This is a genomic window from Sphaerochaeta sp. UBA5849, from assembly GCA_002432715.1.
Taxonomy (GTDB): Bacteria; Spirochaetota; Spirochaetia; order Sphaerochaetales; family Sphaerochaetaceae; genus Sphaerochaeta.
The window spans coordinates 1-24,134 of the sequence record DJGJ01000047.1; the positions used below are offsets into that span (position 1 = coordinate 1).

Annotated in this window: 23 protein-coding genes, 5 tRNA genes and 1 pseudogene; 21 read left to right on the top strand and 8 right to left on the bottom strand. The window is 52.4% G+C overall.

Annotated elements, in window-relative coordinates:
* Positions 1 to 567: pseudogene (locus B3K89_RS08125) on the top strand (ISNCY family transposase); the annotation flags it as partial.
* On the top strand, positions 564 to 749 hold the full coding sequence (locus tag B3K89_RS08130) for a hypothetical protein (RefSeq protein WP_276839650.1): 186 nt from the start codon (positions 564 to 566) through the stop codon (positions 747 to 749). The pseudogene B3K89_RS08125 and the gene B3K89_RS08130, both read left to right, overlap by 4 nt.
* 418 nt (positions 750 to 1,167) lie before the next feature.
* On the opposite strand, the gene B3K89_RS08135 is transcribed toward B3K89_RS08130, so the two are convergent.
* Positions 1,168 to 3,489, bottom strand: a complete 2,322-nt coding sequence (locus tag B3K89_RS08135; protein ID WP_293894551.1) for a DNA topoisomerase III — start codon at positions 3,487 to 3,489, stop codon at positions 1,168 to 1,170.
* Between the two features lie 161 nt (positions 3,490 to 3,650).
* Between B3K89_RS08135 and B3K89_RS08140 the strand changes: the two genes are divergently transcribed.
* The 7 genes from B3K89_RS08140 (at position 3,651) to purU (ending at position 8,372) form a co-directional block, all read left to right on the top strand.
* Positions 3,651 to 3,893, top strand: coding sequence for a 4Fe-4S binding protein (locus tag B3K89_RS08140; protein WP_293894555.1), 243 nt, complete (start codon positions 3,651 to 3,653; stop codon positions 3,891 to 3,893).
* Entirely contained in the window at positions 3,890 to 4,453 is a 564-nt protein-coding gene (locus B3K89_RS08145; protein WP_293894558.1) for a 4Fe-4S binding protein, read from the top strand. The genes B3K89_RS08140 and B3K89_RS08145 overlap by 4 nt, the downstream gene beginning before the upstream one ends.
* Positions 4,454 to 5,185: 732 nt before the next feature.
* Positions 5,186 to 5,353, top strand: a complete 168-nt coding sequence (locus B3K89_RS08150) for a DUF362 domain-containing protein (protein ID WP_293894152.1) — start codon at positions 5,186 to 5,188, stop codon at positions 5,351 to 5,353.
* A gap of 68 nt (positions 5,354 to 5,421) precedes the next feature.
* Complete coding sequence (locus B3K89_RS08155; RefSeq protein ID WP_293894149.1) at positions 5,422 to 6,087, top strand: hypothetical protein; 666 nt, start codon at positions 5,422 to 5,424, stop codon at positions 6,085 to 6,087.
* A complete protein-coding gene (xseA, locus tag B3K89_RS08160; protein ID WP_293894146.1) occupies positions 6,080 to 7,276 on the top strand; it encodes an exodeoxyribonuclease VII large subunit in 1,197 nt (398 codons plus the stop codon). Before B3K89_RS08155 ends, xseA begins: the two co-directional genes overlap by 8 nt.
* Before the next feature lie 2 nt (positions 7,277 to 7,278).
* Positions 7,279 to 7,488, top strand: coding sequence for an exodeoxyribonuclease VII small subunit (gene xseB / locus B3K89_RS08165; RefSeq protein ID WP_293894143.1), 210 nt, complete (start codon positions 7,279 to 7,281; stop codon positions 7,486 to 7,488).
* Positions 7,489 to 7,499: 11 nt separating this feature from the next.
* The gene (gene purU / locus B3K89_RS08170) at positions 7,500 to 8,372 is read left to right on the top strand and encodes a formyltetrahydrofolate deformylase (RefSeq protein ID WP_293894140.1); all 873 of its coding nucleotides are present in this window, start codon (positions 7,500 to 7,502) and stop codon (positions 8,370 to 8,372) included.
* A gap of 36 nt (positions 8,373 to 8,408) precedes the next feature.
* On the opposite strand, the gene B3K89_RS08175 is transcribed toward purU, so the two are convergent.
* The 3 genes from B3K89_RS08175 to B3K89_RS08185 form a co-directional block, all read right to left on the bottom strand.
* Positions 8,409 to 10,097 (bottom strand): ammonium transporter, encoded by a 1,689-nt coding sequence (locus tag B3K89_RS08175; RefSeq protein ID WP_293894137.1) that lies wholly within the window; start codon positions 10,095 to 10,097, stop codon positions 8,409 to 8,411.
* Positions 10,098 to 10,259: 162 nt separating this feature from the next.
* Positions 10,260 to 11,369 (bottom strand): aminopeptidase, encoded by a 1,110-nt coding sequence (locus B3K89_RS08180; RefSeq protein ID WP_293894134.1) that lies wholly within the window; start codon positions 11,367 to 11,369, stop codon positions 10,260 to 10,262.
* A gap of 11 nt (positions 11,370 to 11,380) precedes the next feature.
* Complete coding sequence (locus B3K89_RS08185) at positions 11,381 to 12,118, bottom strand: pseudouridine synthase (RefSeq protein ID WP_293894131.1); 738 nt, start codon at positions 12,116 to 12,118, stop codon at positions 11,381 to 11,383.
* Positions 12,119 to 12,222: 104 nt separating this feature from the next.
* Here B3K89_RS08185 and B3K89_RS08190 point away from each other — a divergent pair, with 104 nt between their 5' ends.
* Genes B3K89_RS08190 through B3K89_RS08200 form a run of 3 tightly spaced genes read left to right on the top strand, consistent with a single transcriptional unit; the run spans position 12,223 to position 14,195 of the window.
* Complete coding sequence (locus B3K89_RS08190) at positions 12,223 to 13,149, top strand: CBS domain-containing protein (RefSeq protein WP_293894128.1); 927 nt, start codon at positions 12,223 to 12,225, stop codon at positions 13,147 to 13,149.
* 1 nt (position 13,150) lies between these two features.
* The gene (locus B3K89_RS08195) at positions 13,151 to 13,501 is read left to right on the top strand and encodes an iron-sulfur binding hydrogenase (RefSeq protein WP_414712345.1); all 351 of its coding nucleotides are present in this window, start codon (positions 13,151 to 13,153) and stop codon (positions 13,499 to 13,501) included.
* Positions 13,485 to 14,195: a PHP domain-containing protein gene (locus B3K89_RS08200; protein WP_293894125.1), complete on the top strand. Its 711-nt coding sequence runs from the start codon at positions 13,485 to 13,487 to the stop codon at positions 14,193 to 14,195. The genes B3K89_RS08195 and B3K89_RS08200 overlap by 17 nt, the downstream gene beginning before the upstream one ends.
* Before the next feature lie 47 nt (positions 14,196 to 14,242).
* On the opposite strand, the gene B3K89_RS08205 is transcribed toward B3K89_RS08200, so the two are convergent.
* Both B3K89_RS08205 and B3K89_RS08210 read right to left on the bottom strand, forming a co-directional pair.
* Positions 14,243 to 14,953: a Bax inhibitor-1/YccA family protein gene (locus tag B3K89_RS08205; RefSeq protein WP_293894122.1), complete on the bottom strand. Its 711-nt coding sequence runs from the start codon at positions 14,951 to 14,953 to the stop codon at positions 14,243 to 14,245.
* 53 nt (positions 14,954 to 15,006) lie between these two features.
* Positions 15,007 to 16,359: an MATE family efflux transporter gene (locus B3K89_RS08210; protein WP_293894119.1), complete on the bottom strand. Its 1,353-nt coding sequence runs from the start codon at positions 16,357 to 16,359 to the stop codon at positions 15,007 to 15,009.
* A 64-nt stretch (positions 16,360 to 16,423) separates the two neighbouring features.
* Here B3K89_RS08210 and B3K89_RS08215 point away from each other — a divergent pair, with 64 nt between their 5' ends.
* The 8 genes from B3K89_RS08215 to B3K89_RS08250 all read left to right on the top strand — a co-directional run bounded on the left by B3K89_RS08215 (position 16,424) and on the right by B3K89_RS08250 (position 21,098).
* The gene (locus tag B3K89_RS08215) at positions 16,424 to 17,125 is read left to right on the top strand and encodes a hypothetical protein (protein ID WP_293894116.1); all 702 of its coding nucleotides are present in this window, start codon (positions 16,424 to 16,426) and stop codon (positions 17,123 to 17,125) included.
* Positions 17,122 to 19,383 carry an AAA family ATPase gene (locus tag B3K89_RS08220; RefSeq protein WP_293909750.1) on the top strand — a complete coding sequence of 754 codons (2,262 nt, stop codon included), beginning with the start codon at positions 17,122 to 17,124 and terminating at the stop codon, positions 19,381 to 19,383. The genes B3K89_RS08215 and B3K89_RS08220 overlap by 4 nt, the downstream gene beginning before the upstream one ends.
* Before the next feature lie 138 nt (positions 19,384 to 19,521).
* Positions 19,522 to 19,593 (top strand) — tRNA-His (locus B3K89_RS08225).
* 18 nt (positions 19,594 to 19,611) lie between these two features.
* Positions 19,612 to 19,685: transfer RNA gene (locus tag B3K89_RS08230), tRNA-Arg, on the top strand.
* 33 nt (positions 19,686 to 19,718) lie between these two features.
* Positions 19,719 to 19,791: transfer RNA gene (locus B3K89_RS08235), tRNA-Lys, on the top strand.
* Positions 19,792 to 19,828: 37 nt separating this feature from the next.
* Positions 19,829 to 19,910 (top strand) — tRNA-Leu (locus B3K89_RS08240).
* A 41-nt stretch (positions 19,911 to 19,951) separates the two neighbouring features.
* Positions 19,952 to 20,023: transfer RNA gene (locus B3K89_RS08245), tRNA-Gly, on the top strand.
* Between the two features lie 88 nt (positions 20,024 to 20,111).
* Positions 20,112 to 21,098: a Fic family protein gene (locus B3K89_RS08250; protein ID WP_293894110.1), complete on the top strand. Its 987-nt coding sequence runs from the start codon at positions 20,112 to 20,114 to the stop codon at positions 21,096 to 21,098.
* A gap of 30 nt (positions 21,099 to 21,128) precedes the next feature.
* Here the strand turns inward: B3K89_RS08250 and B3K89_RS08255 are convergent, their stop codons facing one another.
* On the bottom strand, positions 21,129 to 22,001 hold the full coding sequence (locus B3K89_RS08255; protein WP_293894107.1) for a LysR family transcriptional regulator: 873 nt from the start codon (positions 21,999 to 22,001) through the stop codon (positions 21,129 to 21,131).
* A gap of 112 nt (positions 22,002 to 22,113) precedes the next feature.
* Here B3K89_RS08255 and B3K89_RS08260 point away from each other — a divergent pair, with 112 nt between their 5' ends.
* Positions 22,114 to 23,142 carry a YeiH family protein gene (locus B3K89_RS08260; protein ID WP_293894104.1) on the top strand — a complete coding sequence of 343 codons (1,029 nt, stop codon included), beginning with the start codon at positions 22,114 to 22,116 and terminating at the stop codon, positions 23,140 to 23,142.
* A 2-nt stretch (positions 23,143 to 23,144) separates the two neighbouring features.
* On the opposite strand, the gene B3K89_RS08265 is transcribed toward B3K89_RS08260, so the two are convergent.
* Positions 23,145 to 24,098, bottom strand: a complete 954-nt coding sequence (locus B3K89_RS08265) for a pectinesterase family protein (protein WP_345907249.1) — start codon at positions 24,096 to 24,098, stop codon at positions 23,145 to 23,147.
* Positions 24,099 to 24,134: the final 36 nt, after the last annotated feature.

Here is a 24,134-nt window from a genome sequence, read left to right on the forward strand (position 1 = left end):
GAGAAAATGAACAAAACGCTCCAAGGCCGTATCCCGGTCGAGCTTCTGCGCCACGGGATCACCACCATGGAGGGGGCGAACGCCTTCCTGTGGGACTATCTTCCCCGCTTCAATGCACAATTCTCGCTCAAGGACGAGAAGGATCTTGCAAGCAGCACCTTCCTCCAAGCCCCCGGCGAGGCCGACATCAATGCCATCCTGGCGGTGGTCTCCCAACGGGTGGTCGATGCGGGCAGCAGCATCAAGTACCACAACGCCTACTACCAGCCCTACGCCCAGCTTTCCGGCGGACTACGCCCGAAACTCTTCGCCAAGGGTACGAAAGCCCTTGTCGTCAAGGCCTTCGACGGGACGCTGCTGGCCAGCATCAAAGATGCGACATACCTGCTCAGGGAAGTGGAGAAGAGAAGCAGCCACAGCAAGGAATTCGACCCGGAAAGACCCCCTGCACCCAGGCAAAGGAAGTCTTCCACGCCTGCACCAGACCATCCCTGGAGAACAAGATTTCTCGCTCCGAATGTCCTGGAGTGCCACATCGCCAAGCCGAGGGAGGACTATGAGTCATGAGATGGCGGGAGAAACAGGAAACCCTGCAGAGTCTCAGGGAGGAGCATTCCTTCTCCAGCGACGAGTACGAAACGCTGGTGCAGAACATCAACGAGGAGCTTGAACAGGCTTCCTCAGACATTCTCCGGGCCTGGGAAAAGGAGGCCCGGAAGGCCCGGAATACCGGCTGTTATGGATTCTAGAAGGAGGAAAAAATCATTTACGGGCTACACGCAATTATTCTAAACCGATAACGAACAATTATTCTAAACCGATAACGAACGCACAAAATAATAAGGTCCTTCATACTACCCACAAGGCCTGATCTTTCACTGCATGAGAGCGTCAGGAAATGATGGAACCATCAAGAAACGATGTGTTTGATGGAAAACAGCGCGCTACACTTGGCAATACTTGTCATTGGCAGCCTTTCTCTTTGAGTCGCTTGAATCAAGAAACCAAAAGTCGGTGCATGATAAGGGACAAGCCATCACTATACTGAAGGCTCTGCCGGAAAGAGTAAAGTTTCTGATGAGAGCCTCCAGGATTCCAAGCACGAACACTTGTGCCCTGGCAGAGAACACACCAGAAACCTATAGGCGTATGTTTATAAACATCAAATTACTTACGCTTTTTCTCGCGATCCCGCTTCTTTCGATCCTCATTTGCTTTCAGGAAATCTGCAAAACTGCCGCCTCCGGAAGGTGTTTGGTCAACCAGATGCTGGGATTGGGCCACAGGTCTCCATCCTCCTTTGTTCTCGCTTGTCCGCTCGCTGCGCTCTGAACGGTAGGCGAGCTTGCTGGGTCTGACCACCTCGATCACTGTCTCCCAGGTGTAGGTGGCAGATGCATCGTCCGGCAGGGAAAACGCTTGGATCTGCGGTTTCTTTTTCAGTACGACTCGTTTTTTTGTTGCATCAGCCTCAACGGGCGCCACCTTTACCACCACGTTCTTCTTTGGTTCAGCCGGCTTTTGTTCCTGTGGCTTGGGCACTCGCTTCTTGACTTCCATCTCCTCATAACTGCAGGAGAGTTTCTGGCAAAGGAAGTGGTTCTGACCAATCTCATCGACGACCTTCATCATCGGCGTCTTGCAGTACGGACACGTCTTTGCATCGGGAAAATGCGGAGAGAACACCTCGCTGCTGGAAACCACCTGGGCAACCAATGCCGAAGCATTGCGTTTGATGTCGTCGATGAAACGATCCCCGTCCTCCTTCCCTTCTGCTATATTGCCCAGTCGTTCCTCCCAGCGTCCAGTCAACTCGGGTGAACGAAGTTCTTCAGGGGCCAGTCGAACCAGCTCTCTTCCCTTGGGGGTTGGCACCAGTTCCTTGCCCACCCGCTCGATATAGTGATTCTGAATGAGTTTCTCAATGATGTCGGCACGGGTTGCCGGGGTCCCAAGGCCGTTGGACAGCCGTTTTTTCAAGGATGCGTCATCCACGAATCGTCCGGCATGCTCCATGGCAGACAGGAGAGTCGCTTCGGTATACCGGGAGGGGGCGGTGGTGGCTAGCTTCCTGAGTTTGACGGAGTTGATGGTAACCTCATCGCCCTCCTTCCAGCCCAACAAGGCAGGGCTTGCCTCATCCTCGTCTCCCGTCGAAACCTGGGCGCTTCGCTTGCCGATCAGGGTTGCCGCATTTCTCCACCCCTGCTCGACACCAATGGTCAGCCTGGTCTTGAAACGGCACCCTTCAACTTCGGCTGTCAAGGTGGTGGTCCGATAGACGTAATCGGGGCTGAGCACTTCCAAAAAGCGCAGGACGATCAACTCCCACAAGGCTTTCTCCTGGGCATTGAGCCGGCCAAGATCCACCCGCTGCTCGGTCGGGATGATGGCATGGTGATCGGTTACCTGCAGATCCTGCACAAAGCGATCTTCGTCGACGCGGAACCCCTCTTTGACAAAGCGGGCACAGAGGGGACTGAAGGGGGTGTCCTGCAGGCTGCGCAGCCTGTCAGGCAGGGTTGCGACGATATCGGTGGTGATGTAGCGGCTGTCGGTTCTCGGGTAGGTGACGATCTTGTGCTGCTCATAGAGGGCCTGCAACACATCCAAGGTCTGTTTGGCACTGAAATCGAGCAGGTTGTTTGCATCCCGCTGCAACTCGGTGAGGTCATAGGCAAGTGGAGGTTGCTCGCTTTTCTCCACAGTCTCCAGGCTCACCACCCTGCCCGACTTGCCGACGAGCGAGGTTTCCAGCTGTTTTGCCGTTGCCTCATCGGTGATTCTGATCGAGTCCTCGGTTGGGTAATAGGAAGCGCTGAACTGGGTGAAATCTGCTTTCAGGGTCCAGTAGAATCGTCCGCTGAAGGCCTCTATCTCATCCTCCCTCCGGGTCATGAGGGCCAAAGTCGGAGTCTGCACCCGGCCTGCCGATAGTTTGGCATCATAATGACAGGTAAGAGCCCTGGTTACATTCATCCCGACATACCAATCGGCGGCAGCCCTGCTTTCCGCCGCCTTGTAGAGATTGTCGTACAAGCTTGCATCCTTGAGGTTCGCAAACCCTTCCTTGATGGCTTTTTCAGTCTGGCTGCTGATCCACAGCCTATGGGCGGGGCCTTGGTAACCGGAGAGCTTCAGAATCCAGCGGGCAACCAGCTCCCCTTCCCGGCCGGCATCGGTGGCGATGACAATGCTTTCAATATCCGCTCTTTCGATCAAGCTCTTGACCACTGCAAACTGGTCCTTGCTCTGCTCGATGACCTCCTGTTGCAAAACAGGCGGCAACATGGGAAGATCACGCAAGGACCATCGCTTGTAACGCTCGCTGTAAGCTGCAGGCTGGGCCAATTCCACCAGATGTCCCAATGCCCAGGTGACAATGTAGTGTTCTCCTTCAATAAAACCGGTTTCCCGTCTATAGCAATTCAGAACACGCGCCAACTCTCTTCCAACACTCGGCTTCTCAGCAAGTACAAGCTTTTTCAATGCTCACTCCTCCACTCTGCTTGACTATATAACCAAGATTGAGGAAGTGGCAAGGGAGAAAAAACAGATATTATTGTCAGAAACAATTGTTGTTATTGACAAGTATTTGACAAAACTCACCCTTTCCAGTATGGTACTCCGTACACCTTGGGAGGATATATATGGCTTTTTCTCTTGCATCACTGTTTGGACTGAAAGCACCCGACACCACACCCAAAACACTGGCCATTCTCAAGCATCGCTGCCCGCAGAATCACCGCTGTCCTGCTGTAGCTGCCTGTCCGGCAGGGGCCTTGAGCCAGAAAGGGCAGAAAGCACCGACTGTCGACCGAAGTCGATGCATCAACTGCGGAAAATGCACCCGCTACTGCTTTCCAAAGGCATTGGTGATGGAGAAGGTATGAGAAACAAGGGCTTGTTACCCAACCTGTATATCATCACACTTGCCTACTTTGCACTTGGCTTTGTCTCCATACTCTTTGCCAATCTCGCCATCCTTTGCATGGCCCTTCCTTTCATCCTGCTTGCAAAAACAAAAAAGAAAGTATGGTGCCAGACCTATTGCCCTCGTGCAAGCCTGCTCAATGCAGCAGGCAAGAAAAAGCACTGGAGAAAAAATCCTGCCTTGATCACAAGCGGAAAACTCAGGCGCATCATGCTCTGGTACTTTGGACTGAACCTGCTCTTCATCACCGGTTCAACCGTCCAAGTGGCGCTGGGAAACATGGAAGCAATGCCATTCATCCGGCTTTTCATCGTCATCGAGCTCTTCAGCCTGCCACAACTCATCACAGTCCAAGCCCCGCTCTTCCTTCTGCACCTCTCCTACCGTTTCTATGGCATGATGGCCTCGACAACCATCCTTGCCCTCATTCTTTCACGGATCTACAGGCCAAGAATCTGGTGTGCCGCCTGTCCGATAGGGACACTCAGCGATGCTCTTCTGAAAACACGGAGAGTATAGCAGAATAGGATTTGATTTCAGGAACCAACCCATTGATTCCGACCTTGTTGCTTTGCAGTATAGAGATGTGAGTCAATTTTGAAAGAATGTGCCTTGGTGCGCGAAATTTGCAGATGGCACTGAAGATGTCGACAAGGACATCGACTGGTGCCCTCTTACTCTTCTTCCCGTCAACCAAGAAAAACGCACCCCTTTCGGAGTGCACCCCTCAAAGAACCGGGTAGTTGAAAGGTCCGCAGACCTGCCACTTCACCAATCAAGAGAAGTACCGGCCAAACAGGTACGAGCTGCAGGAAATCAATCTCCTTGGCTCCCTAAAAAGAGGAGAAAACCCATCAGTTGGCACCATTGTACTGGATGCCTCGGTACATCACCATGCATTTCAATTCTGTGTACAAATAATAAGGCCCTCCACCAGAGAGGACCCTAGGCTACTCGGAAGGCGTACCAGCCTCCGTACTTCGCCGCTAAGAATATAGTAATCCTAATCCACCAAACGGCAAAGATGAATTCAAGTAGTGTACAATCCTATTGCAGTAAAGAAATTCGTGAGATACTAATAAATTAAAGGTTATAGAAAAGATTTCTTTTTGCTGTGCAAAAAAGTTTTGCCCAAAGTTTCTATTCATTCATTTAATTGTACTCATAGTACAGATTTTTCAAATTCCTTGACTCGCTTGCAAAGGCGGTATATAGTCAAAAGCAATGAAAACTAAGTAAGGAGTCAATATCATGGCTTACAAGATCACTGATGCTTGCGTGGCTTGCGGAACCTGCTTGCCCGAATGCCCGACCGGTGCTATCTCTGAAGGCGATATCTATGTAATCGACGCTGATGCATGCATCGATTGCGGCACATGTGCCGATGTCTGCCCCACAGCTGCTATCATCCAGGATTAAGCCAACCAGTTTGGTTGTGAGACAGCGGATCCTGCTGTCTCTTTTTTTTTAAAAAAACAGGAGAGTGCATGCAAAGTGATGCGAACACAATCGGCGCTTCGGTGATGTTCATCGGACTATTGCTCGGTTTTTTTCTCTGCTTCTACGGCTATGTTGCAAAACGGCTTTTGGTAAGCATCCGAAGTGTTTTTTCAGGCAGCCTTGTTTTCCTTGCCCTTGCTCTGCTTGTATTCCAACAACAGTCACTGCTGACAAGCCTTGCATCAAATACTGTCCCCTCTGAGCTGTGGAACGTCATGTTCACAGACTTGGATTATCAGGGAGTATTGATCAACCTGCTCTCGTTCTGCATCGGGGGTTTGCTCCTTTTTTACCTGTCCAGAAGAAAGTCGTTTGCTGCCCACCTGATTGTAGCCTCCTTTACCGGCTTGAGCATGGGTTTGGTGATTTTTTTGCTCATCCGCCGCTTTTTGCCCTTGCAGGCCAGTTTCATCATGTTTCTGGTGTTGCAGGTCATCATCCTCGCCTACTGCCTCATCCGGTTCGACTCCTATATAGCCCTGGAAAGCGCCATTGCAGGCTCCTTACTGGTTTCCTACCTGCTTTCCCTCTTCTGGTATCTGGATTTCTGGCTCTTCTTCAGCTTGTGGGCGATCCTCGCATTCTTGGGAATCCTCAACCAATTGCACAGGCTTGGACGACCAAAGCCGGAGAAGGAGCAACAGAATGGATAACCTGTTTATGACCGAGCTTTCCGTCTCCGAGCTGACCAGCTTGATCAAGCAAACCCTTGAGCAGGGATTTTACGGCCTGAAAGTCACCGGAGAAATCTCCAACTTCCGCCCCTCCTCGACCGGGCATTGGTTCTTTACCCTCAAGGATGCGTCATGTTCAATCAGTGCCGTCATGTTCAAAGGCTCCACCTGGAAGGTCGACTTCACCCCTCAGGAGGGTGACAAAGTTACGGTAACCGGAGGATTGGATGTCTATGGAGCTCGGGGAACCTACCAGCTTAAGTGCGATACCATGGAGAAATCTGGATTTGGTCAGATTCTGGCCATGCTGGAGATGCGCAAGCGCCACTATGCGTCCTTGGGCTATTTCGATGAGAAAACCAAGAAAGCAATTCCCAAGCTCCCCCTTCGGGTCGGTGTGGTGACCAGCCCCACCGGGGCCGCACTGCAGGATATCCTCAATATTCTGGAAAGAAGAGCCCCCTCACTTGATGTGCTGGTCCTCCCCGCAACCGTTCAAGGAGAGGGTGCGGCATCCTCGATCGCCAATCGCATCCAACAAGCCAACAATCTTCTGCTCTGCGATGTCCTGATCGTCGGTCGTGGAGGCGGTTCGATCGAAGATCTGCTGCCCTTCAGCGAGGAGAGCGTGATTGAGGCCATCCATGCTTCAGAAATTCCGGTAGTCAGTGCAGTCGGCCATGAGATAGACTGGGCTCTCTCTGACTTTGTCGCAGACTTGCGCGCTCCTACCCCGTCCGCTGCAGCGGAATTGGTCAGCCAAGGATATCTGGATTACCGAAATCAGGTGGCAAATTTGCATGTGCAGCTGCAAAGGAGCATAGAAAACCGGCTGTTGCTTGCTGAGAGCAAGGTCAGACGTTTCGACACCAAGGCGATGGGGATGAGAATCAACAGCATCATCAGCGCCAAGGAGTATTTGCTCGCAAATGCAGGCAATAGCTTGGTCATTGCCCAAAAACAACTGCTGAAAAGCTATGCAGGACGGCTGGAACTTGCCATCAGAGAGTTGCAAGCCCTCAGTCCCCTTGCTATACTTGCCCGAGGCTATGCGGTCGTACATAACCAGGAAGGAAAGCTTGTTGCATCAAGAATGCAAGCAGAACCTGGCTCTTTGCTTACGCTGACATTCACCGATGGGAGCCGAAAGGCACTGGTAAAGGAGTAACAATGAGTTTTGAAACAGATATTTCCAGAATTGAGGAGATCACTCAAAAACTCAACGCCTCTGATACATCCCTTGAAGAGAGCATCGCTCTGTTCGAGGAGGGAATGCGTCTGGCAAAAGCTTTGGAAAAAGCATTGGCCGAGGCGAAGCGCAGCGTAGAGATTGTATTGGGTGAAGACCCCCGGGAAGCTGAAATAACCCCTCTGCAATAAAGGCACCAGCAATGACAGACAACCAGAAGAAGATCATCTTCCTCATCCAATGTGAGGATCGAAAGGGCATACTCAGCGCCACCTCAACGTGGTTTTTCCAGCGCAACTACAATATCGTACACTGCCAGCAGCACACCGACAGCATCGAGGGTCGCTACTTCATGCGCATTGAACTGGACATGCAGGATCTCAAGACCACCCGAAAGGAGCTTGAAGAGGACTTCGAACAGTTTGCCAAGGAGTACAACCTGACGTGGGAATGCCACTACAGCGACTATAACGCCCGGGTTGCCATCATGGTCAGCAAGACCAGCCACTGCCTGTACGACCTGATCGCCCGCAAGAATGAAGGCGACCTGAAGTGCGATATCTCCTTGATCATCAGCAATCATCCTGACTTGGAAATAATCGCCAACCAATTCCGAATTCCTTTCTACTATCTGCCGGTCACTTCCGAAACGAAGGCCGAGCAGGAGGCCAAGGTAATGACATTGCTTAAGCGCTTTGACATCGACTTGGTTGTCCTGGCTAGGTATATGCAAATCCTCAGTCCGAATTTCACCAGCCAGTGGCACGCAAAGATCATCAACATCCATCATGGATTCCTTCCTGCCTTCCAGGGCGCGAATCCGTATCGGCAGGCGTATGAACGCGGAGTAAAGATGATCGGGGCGACAGCCCACTATGCAAGCGAGGATCTCGACCAGGGGCCGATCATCGACCAAGATGTCGTGCGGGTGAACCACGAACTCAGCCCCAACGGTCTGAGGGACGTGGGAAAAGACGTCGAGCGCAGGGTTCTGGCCAAGGCGGTGCAGGCTCATCTTGAAAGCAGGATCATCCTGTTCAAGAACCGCACCATCGTATTCGATGTGGAACGATAGCGGAAGGGGGCCGATGCCCCCTTCCATCCTCTTCTTTCAGTCGGGAATCATCTCATCCTGCAGGGCGTCGCAGCCTTCCTCGCCGGTGCGGACCTTCACCACATTATCCACCGTATACACAAAGATTTTCCCATCGCCGATATGCCCGGTATAGAGTGCCTTCTTTGCAACCTCGATGACAGAACGTACCGGCACCTTGCTGACAACCGTCTCAAGCTGCATCTTCGGCAGCAACGTCGGAGAGACGGGCACGCCGCGGTAGTACTCTTTCTGCCCTTTTTGCATGCCGCAGCCCATAACCTGGGTCACCGTCATGCCCATGACTCCGATTGCGTTCAAGGCTTCCTTCAATTCATTGAACTTGCTCTGCCTGCTGACGATGACCACCTTGGTAAGGGGAGCTTCGCGGCTGGGTTTTTGCACCGGTGGAACCTCGGTGACCGGGATTGCTTGTTCCTCGGTGACCTTGCCACCAAGCACCGATGGGACGGCCGGCATGAAGTCTGCATAGCTTGAACAGAGCCCGTGCTCCTTCAGGTCAAGACCGGCTATCTCCTCAGCATGAGAGACTCGTAAACCGACTGTCTTGTGAAGAAGCTTGAATAAAAAGACCATGGTAAGCGAGACCCACAGCATGACAGCTCCTACACCCATCATTTGAATGCCCAACAAGGTAAAACCTCCGCCGTATGCCAGTCCACCATCGACTGCAAACACTCCCACCAGGATGGTTCCCAAGGCCCCGCAGACTCCATGCACGGAAATGGCGCCGACCGGGTCGTCGATGTGGGCAACCTTCTCAAAGAATTCGACGGCAAAGACTATGACTATGCCGCTTATGATGCCGATGCCTGCAGATCCGAAGGGGGAGACTGCATCGCACCCGGCGGTAATCGCCACCAGACCGGCGAGTGCTCCGTTGAGTGTCATGGAGACATCGGGCTTCTTATACCGTATCCACGTCAGTATCATGGTTGCCGTTGCCGCCATTGCGGCAGATAAGTTGGTGTTGAAGAAAATCGAGGAGGCTGCAACTTGGTTCTCATCGCTTGCTAGGCCGAGCGTTGAGCCGCCATTGAATCCAAACCAACAGAACCAAAGGATGAATACGCCAAGTGCTCCGAGAGTCAGACTATGACCGGGTATCGCCTGCGGCTGTTTCTCACTGTCATACTTGCCTATTCTCGGACCGATGATCTTCGCTCCCCAGAATGCTGCGACCCCTCCGACCATATGAACCGCTGTAGAACCGGCGAAATCGTGAAACCTCATGTTTGCGAGCCAACCGCCACCCCAGATCCAGTGGCCGCTGACCGGGTAGATCAAGGCGCTGATGACAACAGAATAGATGCAGTAGGAGATGAACTTGGTCCGTTCGGCCATCGCACCGCTGACAATGGTTGCAGCTGTCGCACAGAATACCGTCTGAAACATGATGAAGGCATAGGAGGGAACGGCAGAGCCGTAGTCACGGAGAATGAAAAAATCGGGTACCCCTATGAACGGGAGTGCCGCATCACCGCCGGCAAGCCCGAACATGAGACCGAAGCCGAGTATCCAGAATGCAACACTGCCGAGGCAGAAATCCATCAGGTTTTTCATAATGATGTTTCCGGCATTCTTTGCCCGGGTGAAACCGGTCTCCACCATTGCAAACCCGGCCTGCATGAAAAACACCAACACTGTCCCCAACAAGACCCAGAGCGTGTCCACTGATACGTACATACGTTCCCCCTACAAACAAAAGTGGTGTGCAGTGAAACTCACCGCACACCTTTGTACGAAGCCCAACGGGCTTGAAAAGACTGAGGGCGATGCGGATTGCTCCACATCGCCCTTGACGTTTGCCTTGTTGTACCAGAGCCATGCGCTCTGTGTCAATCAGGTTTAGAGAGAAAAATTCAAACAGGTAAGACTTGGATGGACAAAAACTCCATCCTTGCGGACCAAAACCCCATCAAAATACATCTCCCCTCCACCATATTCCGGTCGCTGGATCTGCACCAAATCCCAGTGCACTGCACTGCGGTTGGTGTTGTCGCAATCCTCATAGGCATTGCCGGGTGTAAAATGAATCGATCCAAAAATCTTTTCATCGAACAGTGTGTTGTCCATCGGCTTGATGATGCCGGGATTGCATCCCAAAGCAAATTCACCGATGTAGCGGGCCCCCTCATCAATGTCGAGAACGGCATTCAGCAGTGCATCGTCATCGGCATGTGCTTCAATGATTCTGCCGTCCTTGAAGGTAAAGCTTACGTCCTTGAAACAATGGCCGTGGTAGGTGCTCTCGGTGTTGTAGGTGATGGTTCCGTTGACCGAATCCCTGACCGGGCAGGAGTAAATCTCCCCATCGGGAATGTTCATTCTTCCTGCACAGGGAATCCAGGGCATGTTCTTGATCGAAAAAGAGAGGTCGGTGTTCCTTGCCTTGATATGAACCTGGTCGACCGTATCCAGAAAGGTTTTGGCTTGTGCCATCGCTTCAGCCATCGCAGAGTAATCGACTTGGGTGCAGACGGTATAGAAAAACTCCTCGAACTCAACCGTACCCATTCCCGCCTGCATCGCCATGACCTCGGTGGGATAGCGAAGCACCACCCACTTGGTATGCGGAAGGCGGGTCTTCATGTGCACCGGGGTATTGTAGTAGGTGCTTGCCAAATTTGCCTTTTCGCCGATGGTTGCAAGCTCGCGCACGTTCGCGATGCCCCGAATGCCGATGAAGGCATCCATCTGCTTCATGCGGTAGGTGTCTACGTCGGCCCACTTTGTAAGCGACTCTACGGTGGCATATTCACACATCGCCCGCTCAAGACGTTGGTTCCATAGGTTTACCACCGGATACCCGCCGGCCTCATACACTGCTTTGATCAAGGCTTCCGTCATGGTGGTGGGAATATCCACTGCGTTGATGAGGCACGATTCACCTCTCTGCAGCTGTACCGAATATGTGACGAGAAGTTCTGCCAACTTCTGTTCTCTTGGATCTGCCATGTTTGCTCCTCTTATGTATCTATTCGTATTTCCATGGGTTGCGAAGTTATCGGATGGGGAAACTCAACCGCCACAGAGCGCAGGGCAAGGCTGTGCTGCTCCATCCCGTGGTACACCCCGTCTCCGTCGATCGGATGGCCGCTCCACGCCATATGAACCCTGACCTGATGACGAAACCCGGAGGTCAGCCGGCAGGTGAAGGTTGAGGCCTCACCCTCTTGTCCTGTATACCAGATCTTGGTCAGGTAAAAAGTTCCTGTAGATTTCTCCAGCAGGTGCTTGGGACTGTCCGGGAGCACCGGCCGAACCTGCCTGCGGTTGTCGCCGTAATGGCGGAACAGGCTTCCCACCGTCACCTCCCGTCCACCGCACGCAACCGGATCCTCATAAGGAAATGGGGGAAAACCGGCAAGCAATTCGTCCATTCGCTGTGAACTGCGGCACCGGTACTCTTTTACAAAGAGTTCGGCCTTGCTGATCGCCTGCAGTGCTGTATACGCTTCCTTGGTTCTGGCGATTACCACCAAGCCGCTTGTTGGGGTGTCGAGGCGATGAAGCACCCCGCCCTCCCAGGCATTCTTGCCCTCCACCGAGAGCACCTCAGGAAATGACTGGGCAACCAAGCCCAACAGGGTTGGTTTATCAGATGGATCATTCTTGAGGGGGACCGTAGGCAACAGCTCAGGTTTATCCACGACCAGAAGAAAAGGGTCTTCATACACAAGAGCCAGCGATGGAACAGTATTCATACGCATTCAATATAGCAAAGAAATCATGTTTTGGCAGTAGGAAAACATGAAACTGACAGCCAACCTTTCTTTGCACGCATGCAAAGCTGTTGTATACTCAACCTATGCAAGAGATACCCATCAATACCATCACCTCGCCGAATGTGATCCTTGAATTGATCTATCGACTGAAGGTGAAGGATGTCATGACCACCGATCTTGTTACCGCCGGCAAGGAAACCACGCTCAGGCAGATTCAACACATCATGCGCGAAAAACAGGTGACAGGTCTTCCCATTGTGGTCGGCAAACGATTGATAGGGATTGTAAGCATGGATGACATCATCCAAGCACTCGATAAAGGATATATAGAGGAAAAGGCACAGGACCACATGACGCGTAACCTCATCGTCCTCGAGGATGATATGCCGATTTCGTTTGCAATAAGCTACTTCGACCGCTTCAGCTACCATCGGTTCCCGGTGCTCAACAAGCACAAGGAATTGGTTGGGATGATAACCAGCCGTGATATCACCAGCACGTTGCTGGTGGAAATCAACCGGGAGATCGAGGAGCTGGAGAAACGCACCCGCACCACAAGCCTCAGCGAGGAGATGAGCGGGGAAATCCACACCTACACCATAATGAAGAATGATTTCGAGAATGCAGGATATGCCAGCACGGAGATAAAGAAACGACTCAAGAGTGCAGGGATTGCACCCCATATCATCCGCAGGGCCGCCATTGCGAGTTACGAGTTGGAGATGAACCTGGTGGTTCATTCAGACGGAGGGGAGTTGATCGCCGAGTACTCGCCGCAGACGATGCAGATTACTGCAAGAGACAGCGGACCGGGCATCAGCGATGTGGAGGCGGCAATGACTCCAGGTTGGTCGACTGCCAGTGAGTGGATCCGTTCCCTTGGATTCGGAGCCGGCATGGGACTGCCCAACGTCAGGTCGGTGGCTGATGACTTTACCATCGAGAGCAACAGAAACGGGACTACCGTGGTATGCACGATAGAGTTGCATCCGAAACAAGAGGAGACATAGGATGATTGTTCAGGATTTGGCACAATTGGAAGGATTCACCACCCAATACATGGGAAACGGCTCACAGCAGATACAGGACGCCTACACCGGCGACCTGCTCAGTGATGTGATGGGAAACGCCCCTGCAGAGAGTGTCCTGATTACGATCCAAGCTCACAAGAACACCGTCGCCGTTGCTTCTCTTGCGGGCATCCGAGCTTTGGTGATCTGCAACAATCGCAGCATTCCTTCCGATATGCTGCAAGCCGCCAAAGATGAGGGAATTGCGATTTTCACCACTGCTGCAACGCAGTTCGAGGCAAGCTGTCGCATTGCAGCAGCCTTGGGAAGGATCAATGCAGGCAAAGATTGACCTCCATAATCACAGCTGCCTCTCACCCTGCGCAAACGATGACTTCACCCCTGCCCTGCTGGCCGTCGAAGCAATGGAACAGGGCATTCAGATCCTTGCCCTGACCGACCATAACAGCGCCCGCAACCTCGTTGCCTTTGATGAGGCCTGCCGGTTGTGCGGCATCCTGCCGTTATTCGGTCTGGAAGTTTCCACCGTTGAGGATGTACATGTTCTTACGCTCTTCTCCCATCTCAAGGATGCCCTTGAGTTCGGTTCGTTCATTGAGTTTCTACTCCCTGACAAGAAGAACCGAACCGACCTGTTCGGCAATCAGCTTGTGGTCGATATCGAGGGCGAAGTGATTGGGACGGTGGACAAGCTCTTGGTCGGTTCCACCTCCCTCGCTTTCAGCGATGTGGTGGAGGAGGCGCTCAGCAGGGATGCCCTGGTGATCCCGGCCCATATCGACCGCTTTGCCAACAGTGTGCTTGCCAACCTAGGGTTTCTTCCCGACCTACCCTATTCCGCCTTGGAGGCTATTCACCTTCCGGTTCAAGCCGATACACACAACCTGGCCGTTCTTACCGGCTCGGACGCCCATTGTCTTGAGCAGGTGGGAAGAAGAAGCTGTTATATCGATATGGAAGAGATCAGCTATGAGGCTTTGAAGAAGAGCCTGGCAAACCCTTCAGCCGTCAGCTATCGGCAATGAAAAAACAGGCTGCCTTCCGGCAGCCGATTCTATCTATTGGTGAGCGATCAGCGGTTGTTCGAACGACCGAAAATCCTCAAGAAAAAGAGAAAGAGGTTCAGGAAGTCGAGATACAGGGAAAGAGCACCGATGATGCTCAGTTTGGTAAACGTCTCTTCGTCAATGCCCGATCCATACTGCTCATTCATCCGGATGATTTTCTGGGTGTCCCATGCGGTGAGCCCGAGGAAAATTCCGACGCCGATGAAGCTGATCAGGTACTCCAATCCGGATGAACGGAAAAACATGTTGATCAGCGAGGCGATAATCAAGCCCCACAATCCCATGACCAGATAGGAGCCGAACCTGTTCAAATCCCGTTTGGTGGTCATGGCATAGATGCTCATGCCGCCGAACATGAGGGCGGTGGTAAAGAACGTCTTGTAAATCACCACGCCGGCATAGACGGCGAATATGGTGCTGAGCATGATGCCGTTCAGGGCGGAGTATGCTAAGAACGCTCCGATTGCACTTGCCTGACTCATCCTGTCCAGTCGAGCTGAAAGGTAGAAAACAAGGGCGAACTGACCGACGACAATCAAGAGAAAGCCCATGGTATTGCCGACCAGAGCACGAAGCAGTGGGGGATTGCTGGCCACAAAGAAAGCGATCAAGGCGGTAAGACCCAATCCTGCGGTCATCCAAAGGTATACGTTCTTCAGTATGGTCCGCTCGCGTGCTGCGACATTCTGGAGTATTGATGTGTTTCGTTCTGACATAGTACTAGCCTCCTGTGCTATCATCTATAATGTCGCAATAAATTGAACAAACGTCAACGCTCCTGCATCCAACCACCCAAACGGAAGTACCGATATCGAAGCAGGCACTCCAGAGAATCGCCGAGCAGGTAGGCCGCCCACAGCCAGGGAAGTTCAAGCTGAAACACAAGCACGACAAGCAACGCATACGGAATTTGCACCAGCCAGCCGCTGATCAGGGAGGTATAGAGAATGGGACTGGTATGTCCACTGCCGAAAAAGGCCGAGCCCAGCCCTCCCGATAGTGCCATGAAGACCAGGCATAGGCCATAGATGCGCAGCAGTGCGGCAGCCTCCGTGGAAACCGATGCCCCACCGAGAAAGAGGCTGAGCAGGGGCTCGGGGGCAAGGAGAAGCAACAGGATGAAAGGGAGAGAAAAGAGCAGTCCGTTGAGAGAGGACAGCAGCGTGACGGCCTTCGCCTCCTTGAACTGCTTTGCACCCAGACGTTGGCCCACCAAGATGCCGGACCCCATGGAGAGGCCGTTGGAAGGCATGCCGCAGAACTGATAGATTCGGTTGGCGATTCCCAGTGCGGCGATGGCCACGGTTCCGTACAGGGCGACAAGCTTGAGAAACATGATGGTGATCAGGGACCTGAGCAGCATGTTGATCCCGCTGGGCAGGCCGATGGCAAGCAATTTCTTGTCGATCGCCCAATCCAGGTGAAAAAGGCCCTTGACACTGATGGTAAGGGGAGCCCTGCCGCTTTGCAGGTACCAGAACCCGGCAAGAAAGGCAAACAAGTAGGAGATGCAGGTGGCAGCAGCCGCCCCGAACATACCCCATCCCAACCCTTTCAGGGATGTGAGAGGTATGGTGCTGAACATGAAAAGCGGATCGAGGACCATGTTCAATACAGCGGAGGCCAGCAGGAGCAACATGGGTGTCTTTGCATCCCCGGTGCTCCTCAGAATGGTGTTGACGGTGTAGGAAGAGAAGAAAACCGGGACAAATATTGAACGCAGGCAGCCATACTGCAGGCCATGGTGGAGGACCTTCGCATCATTGGTATAGAGTCGGTAGAAATAGGGAAGGATCAGGATGAGGATCAAGGCACCCAGGCTGCCGAGCAGTGCTTTGAATACGAAGGTCTGCTCCCCTATCCTTCTGGTCATTTCCAGGTCACCCGAACCCCAACTTTTGCTGAGCAGGGAGACACTGCTCGTACCTACGACTTCATTGAGTATTTCCAATGCCAGAAAGAGCGTCAGGTAGATGGTGACGGCTGCCACCGCCTCTTTGTCCAACATACCTATCCAGAACATGTCAACCATGTCATACAACGCGGTGAAGAGCATTCCATACATGGTCGGAAGGCTCATGGCACGAATCTGCCTGTTCATGGTTTTGTATTGGCCAAGCATTCTGCGATTGTACAGAGGTCCATTCTGCTATGCAAGAGAGGAGACGGATGGTATAGTATCAACCATGAAACGGACGTCATGTGTATACCTTTTGCTTGGACTTGCCCTCCTTCTTGCCGGCTGTTCTTCCGTCAAGCAAGACCAAGCGTTGCAGGCTCCCGATGCGGCGTATGCCCTTACCGAGGTGGTGAAGCTTGCCAGCCAATCCATCGATGTGAACCTGTTTGCGGATACGATGCTTGAGGTACTGCTCCCCCCGCAAACCGAACACTTTTTGCAGATGCAGGAGATTCCATTGTTTCATGATCACCTTGATGTATGGCGCATGCAGGTTCTCAGTGCCTTCCGGCAGGTGGTCGTACAGCTGCCCTCCCTTGTGGAGGCATCGGTATCATCAATCGTCTGGCAGGATGCTGAAGCGACCCTGAAAGAGGGAAACCGCAGTGCAACCACCCGCCTGGTTACCGAACAAGGCACCGTACTTGCAGAGCAAGTCAGGAGCATGCTCCAAGAGGCTCTCAAGACAAGCGACATCACCTGGGATCTCATCCTCGATCGGTACGGCATCTGGCAAGAGAGTACAGCCCTCTGGGGGCGGGAGGAGCTTCCTGTTGTAGCAGCCGAGCCTTTCGAACACCTGTACTCCTTCTTTACCACCACGTACCTCGATGAGCTCGGAACTCAGGAGGAACGGCTGAGAACAACCCCTGTTCCCAAGGGCAGCGGATCGTTCCTTGAAATTTTCCAGCAGGACGGCCGGCAATGAATCTTTTTAGTGAAGCCAGCGAGAAAGACAAGAGTGCAAACCAACCCCTTGCCTACCGGATGCGTCCCCGTACCTTGGACGAGTACATCGGTCAGGATGCCATCATCGGCAAAGGCCGCCTGCTCAGGCGGGCAATCCAGGCCGACCAGCTCTCCTCGGTCATTTTCTACGGACCGCCGGGAACGGGAAAGACAACCCTCGCCCGGGTTATCGCCAATACAACCAAGCGACACTTCTCCACCCTCAATGCCGTTTTATCAGGCGTAAAGGAGTTGCGCTACGAAATCGAGGAAGCCCGTCAGCGCTTAGAGCTTTACAATCGCGGAACCATTCTCTTTGTCGACGAGGTGCATCGATGGAACAAGAGCCAGCAGGATGCTCTGTTGCCCTGGGTTGAGAACGGCACGGTCATTCTTATCGGGGCAACGACCGAGAACCCCTATTTCGAGGTGAATGCAGCCTTGGTCAGCAGATCAAGGATCTTCCAGCTCAAGAGTCTGGACAGCGATGACTTGCTCTCTATTGCACGCCAAGCTCTTGCAGACAAGGAGCGTGGGTATGGAAACTTCCGGGTAACGTTTGAGGATGGGGCGCTGGAACATCTGGTGGAGGTTGCCAATGGCGATGCCCGCAGCCTGCTCAACGCACTGCAGCTTGCAGTGGAAACCTCCGTCGACAGCTTCCCTCCAGCCAAAGGGACAGAAATCTACATTTCAAAGGATGCAGCCGAGCAATCCATCCAGAAGAAGGCGGTTCTGTATGACAAGGAGGGCGATTATCACTTCGATGTCATCAGTGCATTCATCAAGAGCGTGAGGGGAAGCGATCCCGACGCCGCCCTCTACTGGTTGGCTCGGATGGTCAGCGCCGGCGAAGATCCCAAGTTCATTTTCCGACGCATGCTCATCAGCGCCTGTGAGGATGTTGGACTCGCCGATCCCAACGCCATCGTTGTGGTACAGGCTGATGCAGAGGCGTTTGAACGCATCGGGCTGCCCGAGGGAAGGTTCCATCTCACCCACGCCGCCCTCTATCTTGCCACCGCCGAGAAAAGCAATTCGACCCTCGCATTCTTCGACGCCCTCAAGGGGGTTGAACAACAGGCCCAGGACGAGGTGCCCAATCATCTGCGGGATGCCAGCCGGGATGCCAAAGGCTTCGGCCACGGCCAGGGATATCTGTATCCCCACTCCTATCAGGACCATTGGGTGGCCCAGCAGTATCTGCCTTCAGGACTGCAGGGCAAGGTTTTTTACCAACCAAGCAGCCAAGGGTATGAGAAGAGTATTCAGGAAAAGGTACAGCGTCATCGCGAAGAACAGCTCGAGAGCGTTGAAGTCGATGCTTTTGTGGAAAACCTCTCATTCTCACCGGGAGACAAGCAGCGCCAGATGTGGGTCAACCGCACCGTAAGCGAACGAGGAAAGCTCTTGGCAACCGTTCGCACGAAGCTGTTGGAGCAAGTGAAATTTCGCCGAAGCGACCGTGTGCTTGTCTGCAACGCCGGTCATGGGCTGCTGCTCTGGGAAGCATACCGCAAGACCGCAGAGGGGTTGGTGGTCGCCCAGGTGAGAAGCAAGGACCAGCTTGACCATATCAACCACTATGCAGAATCGCTGCCGGAGCTCGAGAAGCCTCAGGTGCATCTTGCCGAATTGAAACAGCTTCTTGCCTCTCTGGATGAAGATCTGTTCTTTGAGGTCATCATCGGCCGCAATGTGTTCTCCCGTGCAAGGGAAGAGAAACCGTTGTGCAAGGCATTGGTCGCCCGCTTGGCGAAGCAGGGATCCTTGCATGTGTGCGAGAGTGTTCCAAGCAAGGGATCGCGGCTCTCCGATTTTCTGCCCGAGGACCTGAAGTCGATGTTCATCCAGGCCGAAACGCTGTTATATGGACAGAGCTCCAATGCCTTGACCAACTGGGACGAGCAATACCTGCAAAGCATGTTTGAGGAAGAGGGGCTTGCAGTACAGGTCACTTCGCTCGATTTGGCGGAAGAGCGGATGATGGGACAGGGGGACATCAGGCGTTATTTGACCCTCTCCTATCTGCCTTCGTTTGAGAAGCTTGCTCTGACTGTTGATGGACAGGCATTGGAGATGAGATTGAATGAGTTGTTGGCCGACAGGGCTTTGCACTGGCGCCACCATCTGGCCTTTGTCCACGCTTCCTTCCAACCGAAATCCCCCTCATCCGACGCCGTCGTGGACTCGGGGGATTTCGCTGGGATAGTTGCAAAGGTGCATGGAGGCATTTGATTGCAGGAAAAACAGTTGTCGTGGACACCCCAAAATTTTGCAAAATTTCACCAAGGGTTGTTGACAAACAAAAGTCTTTAGGGCATAGTATGCAACGTTGAAACGCACTGGTGAGTAGCCACTGCTTCAGCTACCATGGTGGAAGTAGTTCAATGGTAGAGCACCAGATTGTGGATCTGGCTGTTGCGGGTTCGAGCCCCGTCTTCCACCCTTTATAGGGTCGTGAACGCGCTCGTAGCTCAGCTGGATAGAGCGCCGGACTTCGAATCCGTAGGTCGAAGGTTCGAATCCTTCCGGGCGCATGGAGTTTGGTTTTTGAAATTGTTATTTGTCATGGGCCGCTAGCTCAGCTGGTAGAGCAGCAGACTCTTAATCTGCGGGTCAAAGGTTCGATCCCTTTGCGGCTCAAAACATGGCGAACCTCGTAAGGGGCAAGACATGCACCGCGAGAGTGGTGAAATTGGCAGACACGCCAGACTTAGGATCTGGTACCTTACGGTGTAGGGGTTCAAGTCCCCTCTCTCGCAAAGGACAATCCGAAAGGGCTGTCTGACATAGATAGGTTTTTGCGAAAGTAGCTCAGTGGTAGAGCTCCACCTTGCCAAGGTGGATGTCGCGGGTTCAAGTCCCGTCTTTCGCTCTTAAGCAGTCAGAGAATTCTGGCTGCTTTTTTTCTTAGCCATTGCCGGGTTCTCTGTCATGTAGTAGGCTGGTATAGGAGGGTGAGGATGACACAATACCAACCAAACTTTACATCGGACAATGCCATTCTTGTATTGACAGCAACGATTCTTGAAAAACTTCATGAATTTTCCCATTCGCCGGCTGTCAATCCAATTTCTCCATTGCTCAGGCGAAATAATCTAGCAAGGACAATACAAAGCTCGCTGGCAATTGAGGCAAATACCCTCTCATTGGAACAAGTAACCGCCATTGTGAATGGAGAGCATATTGCAGGACCAAAGAAAGATGTCTTGGAAGTCAAAAATGCAATTGCTGCTTATCAAGTGCTCTATTCAAAAAACCCTTACAGCGTACAAGACCTGCTCTCAATTCATGGACTCTTGACCGAAGGATTGATAGCAGAATCCGATATCCTGAGGACAGGATCCGTAGGCGTCGTGAAAGGCCAACAAGTCATCCATCTCGCTCCCCCGGCTTCACTCGTACCTCAGCTCCTCTCCGACCTTTTTGCATGGGTGAAACATTCGGCCTATCCAATGCTGATAAAAAGCGCAATCTTTCATTACGAGTTTGAATATATACATCCTTTTGCGGATGGCAATGGTCGCATGGGACGCATGTGGCAGACTCTCTTGCTCTCAAGCTGGAATCCTCTTTTCTCATATCTGGCGGTTGAGGAAATAGTTAAAAATCAACAACAAGAATATTATGATGCCATCAATTTATCCACGGCGCAAAACGACTCAGCTCCATTTGTTATTTTCATGCTCGAAGCGATCAAGCAAGCCTTGGATGAGTTGCCACACAATAGGGAGGTCTTGTCTCCTCCTCTGGAGAAATTGGTTGCAGCAATGGGAAATCGCACGCTTTCGGTAAAAGAAATTATGCAGTCAATGAACCTCACAAGCCGCCAATCCTTTATGCGGGTGTACCTGTATCCAGCTTTGGAAAAGGGTATTGTCGAGATGACGCTTCCCGACAAACCTACTAGTCGACTGCAAAGATATCGGATGAAAACACAGAAAAAGTAATCTTGTATGTTGACTTGTATGCTGCCTAATTCAGCATTCCACCGGTGTGGAGTCTTTTTCCTTGAAAAACGCATCCACATAGTGGGAAGCGGTCGTATGCTTCAGCCAGACAATGGTGAACTCATGCTCGCTTGTCATATTCTCAAGAGTGAAACAACCAGGATTCTCATTGGAGTCTGCTATCGATTGGTAGACAAAGCTGATGCCGAGCCCATTGGAGACCAGTTTTTTTAGTGGCTGGAAACTGGAGAGCACCGTCACGCGCTTGAACAGCGACAGGTCATATCCATGCGATTCCAACTCACGTTCAAAGATATTTCTCGTTCCGGATCCGGGTTCCCGAAGAAACAAATTCTGAGTCTTCAAGGCTTCAAAAGGAATGGTCTTGCCGGCAAAAGGATGATCCTTTGCACAGATGCCGACGAAACGCTCGCGCCGAAGGAGCCGGAAATCGTATTTCTTCTTCTCAAAGAGGCCTTCCACCACGATGAAGTCCAACTCGGAGTTTTCCAAAAGCGAGAAGAGCTTGCTGGTGTTCGCCACGGTCAACGAAAGATTGTGCCGCTCATCCTCAAGGTACTTTTGCAGATACGCATCCAGTACGCTGTCGCCGATGCTTTTCGTCGCCCCGAGACGCAATACTTTCTGTTCGGCTCGGCCAAGCAGCTGCAGCAATTCAGCTTCGTTGTAGAACTGTGACTGGGCGAACTGCTTGACCAGCAAGCCTTGTTCGGTGATGGAGAGCGCGCGCCCGACATATTCGAACAGCTTGACGCCGTATTCCTCCTGCAGCGACTGGATTTGCTTGGTGACAGCCGGTTGTGTAAGGTTCACAAGCTCTGCGGTCTTTCGGTAATTCAACGTCTCGCACAGTGAAAGAAACGTCTTCAGCCTGGTTTCCATATACATATCCTTTTAATAACTTTTTGGAATCGTTCAATAGAAATATTTCATTAGATTTTATCATTAAAATTTACTACCATCAATGGCGATATCACGTTACGAGGAAGAAACAATGATCAAAAAAGAAACAATACCCACGTATGCGCCAGGCATCCTGCTTGCCGCTGTAATCGCAGCTGCCGCAAAATGGATTGAAGGATTGATGCCTCAAGGCATCAGTGCCTCAGTAATCGCACTGTTCATCGGCATGATGATTCATACGATTAAAAAGCCGGATCCTGTGTATCAAAAGGGAATCGTATTCACTTCCAAGAAACTGCTGAAGTTCGCCATCATCCTCCTTGGGGCAAGCTTGAACATCACCACCATCATGCAGGTGGGCAGAATCTCGCTTTTTGTCATGGTCTTTACCCTGGCAACCTGCTTCGGAGTCGGCTATGTTGTCGGAAAGGCATTGCATTTGAATTGGAAAATGTCGAACCTGATCTCAGCAGGCACCGGCATCTGCGGAGGGTCGGCCATTGCAGCCATCGCCCCGGTCATTGAAGCAGAGGATCGCGACATTGCATTCGCCATGAGTGCGACCTTCATCTTTGACATGCTTATGATCGTCGCCTTCCCCTTGCTCGGCGTCTGGTTGGGCATGAGTGATACAGCCTACGGGCTTTGGGCCGGCACTGCAGTCAACGACACCTCCTCGGTGGTCGCCGCCGGTTACGGGTTCAGCGAGCAAGCAGGGGATTTTGCCGTGATGGTCAAACTTACGCGCACCCTTGCCATCATTCCCACCGTGCTCATCTTCAGCGGCGTTCAATTCCATCAAACCCGCAAAGCTGCTGGAGCACAAAGGACGGCAGTGAAGGTGCCGTCCATCATCCCCTACTTCATCGGCCTTTTTTTGGTCATGGCCTGCCTGAACAGTTTCGGACTTATTCCGGTCTCTTTGGCAGCAGCTTTGAAGCACATCAGCAAATTCTGCATGATCACAGCCCTGGCGGCCATCGGCTTGAACACCAGTTTGGATGATATGAAACAAGGAGGAGCAGCCCCGATGCTCCACGGCTTCATCATCTCGCTGTTGGTTGTCCTGGTAGCCTTCCTGGCCATACGCATGCAGATTTCAGCAGGTGTTCTGGTTTGACACTAGACATTCCCATACGTACTTTGGTGGAAAATCTGACAGCGTTGCTCAACGGCATCCAGTAGGGAAATTGCTTGAGCGTCGGAGAGTTCATAGGATGCATCGGTGCTTCTTTCATCCGAAAAGCGGCACCGGTGGCATCCAAGAAATCCTTCAGACAATCCCTCATGGCCGGGCCAGTCGATTCTGAGCGAGGGATGGATGTGAAGGCCGAAAGTACATGACAAAAACAGTGCCTTGCCGTGCTCCCTCCATGGACGCATCACATAGACCGAGCAAGGTTCAACACCATCGTTCGCGGTAAACGAGCAGTGATCGAAAACCAGACCGATATTTTTCTCACCTGTGGAAGGTGCTGTGACGAACCCCGCTTCACAGCTGTTGATTACACTATTTCTGAAGAGGGCGTCACCGCCGCCGAAGATGAAATCCACACCGCCTTGAATGAATCCATGGTCGAAGAACAGTGCGTTCTGTTTGCGTTTGGCAAAGCATCTCGGTCCATAAAAACCGTTCGGCTCGCGCTCCTTCTCTGGAAGCGGAGCGACGAACAACGTGTCTTGGCTTCCCAGCAGGCGGACCTTGGAGAGATGGGCGCAGTCGACATCGAGGTAGAGGGCTATGCCCTGTCCTGCCTCACTGCCCTTTCCCGCCCTGTTCTCTATGATGATATGCTCCATTTTCAGGAACTCTCCACTGAAAAAGGCTGTGTAGGAGCGGAAGGTCCCGCGCTTGGGCATCGCATCGATCTTCTGTTTCGCCCCGTCGGAATGGGTGATGATCACCTCTTTCCTACCTATCAGGTGCAAGCTGCGTTTATCGCTGAAAAGCTTTTCGTGATACACGCCCTCTTCAATGATGATCGTGGTCTCCTGCTCATACGGAACGGCGTCCAAGGCTTCCTGGATGCTGCAGTAATGACCTTTGCCTGATGGGTCGACCGTTAATGTTACCATACGATTATCCTATACCAACTTCGACTATTCTGACAG

What these genes read in the sequence shown, in the direction of transcription:
- B3K89_RS08205 (WP_293894122.1), bottom strand. Translation starts at nt 14,953, where the DNA reads ATGTCAGAACGAAACACATCAATACTCCAGAATGTCGCAGCACGCGAG.
- B3K89_RS08180 (WP_293894134.1), bottom strand. Translation starts at nt 11,369, where the DNA reads ATGGCAGATCCAAGAGAACAGAAGTTGGCAGAACTTCTCGTCACATAT.
- B3K89_RS08145 (WP_293894558.1), top strand. Translation starts at nt 3,890, where the DNA reads ATGAGAAACAAGGGCTTGTTACCCAACCTGTATATCATCACACTTGCC.
- xseA (WP_293894146.1), top strand. Translation starts at nt 6,080, where the DNA reads ATGGATAACCTGTTTATGACCGAGCTTTCCGTCTCCGAGCTGACCAGC.
- B3K89_RS08130 (WP_276839650.1), top strand. Translation starts at nt 564, where the DNA reads ATGAGATGGCGGGAGAAACAGGAAACCCTGCAGAGTCTCAGGGAGGAG.
- purU (WP_293894140.1), top strand. Translation starts at nt 7,500, where the DNA reads ATGACAGACAACCAGAAGAAGATCATCTTCCTCATCCAATGTGAGGAT.
- B3K89_RS08140 (WP_293894555.1), top strand. Translation starts at nt 3,651, where the DNA reads ATGGCTTTTTCTCTTGCATCACTGTTTGGACTGAAAGCACCCGACACC.
- B3K89_RS08260 (WP_293894104.1), top strand. Translation starts at nt 22,114, where the DNA reads ATGATCAAAAAAGAAACAATACCCACGTATGCGCCAGGCATCCTGCTT.
- B3K89_RS08150 (WP_293894152.1), top strand. Translation starts at nt 5,186, where the DNA reads ATGGCTTACAAGATCACTGATGCTTGCGTGGCTTGCGGAACCTGCTTG.
- B3K89_RS08220 (WP_293909750.1), top strand. Translation starts at nt 17,122, where the DNA reads ATGAATCTTTTTAGTGAAGCCAGCGAGAAAGACAAGAGTGCAAACCAA.
- xseB (WP_293894143.1), top strand. Translation starts at nt 7,279, where the DNA reads ATGAGTTTTGAAACAGATATTTCCAGAATTGAGGAGATCACTCAAAAA.
- B3K89_RS08175 (WP_293894137.1), bottom strand. Translation starts at nt 10,097, where the DNA reads ATGTACGTATCAGTGGACACGCTCTGGGTCTTGTTGGGGACAGTGTTG.
- B3K89_RS08215 (WP_293894116.1), top strand. Translation starts at nt 16,424, where the DNA reads ATGAAACGGACGTCATGTGTATACCTTTTGCTTGGACTTGCCCTCCTT.
- B3K89_RS08250 (WP_293894110.1), top strand. Translation starts at nt 20,112, where the DNA reads ATGACACAATACCAACCAAACTTTACATCGGACAATGCCATTCTTGTA.
- B3K89_RS08190 (WP_293894128.1), top strand. Translation starts at nt 12,223, where the DNA reads ATGCAAGAGATACCCATCAATACCATCACCTCGCCGAATGTGATCCTT.
- B3K89_RS08255 (WP_293894107.1), bottom strand. Translation starts at nt 22,001, where the DNA reads ATGGAAACCAGGCTGAAGACGTTTCTTTCACTGTGCGAGACGTTGAAT.
- B3K89_RS08155 (WP_293894149.1), top strand. Translation starts at nt 5,422, where the DNA reads ATGCAAAGTGATGCGAACACAATCGGCGCTTCGGTGATGTTCATCGGA.
- B3K89_RS08210 (WP_293894119.1), bottom strand. Translation starts at nt 16,359, where the DNA reads ATGCTTGGCCAATACAAAACCATGAACAGGCAGATTCGTGCCATGAGC.
- B3K89_RS08265 (WP_345907249.1), bottom strand. Translation starts at nt 24,098, where the DNA reads ATGGTAACATTAACGGTCGACCCATCAGGCAAAGGTCATTACTGCAGC.
- B3K89_RS08195 (WP_414712345.1), top strand. Translation starts at nt 13,151, where the DNA reads ATGATTGTTCAGGATTTGGCACAATTGGAAGGATTCACCACCCAATAC.
- B3K89_RS08185 (WP_293894131.1), bottom strand. Translation starts at nt 12,118, where the DNA reads ATGAATACTGTTCCATCGCTGGCTCTTGTGTATGAAGACCCTTTTCTT.
- B3K89_RS08200 (WP_293894125.1), top strand. Translation starts at nt 13,485, where the DNA reads ATGCAGGCAAAGATTGACCTCCATAATCACAGCTGCCTCTCACCCTGC.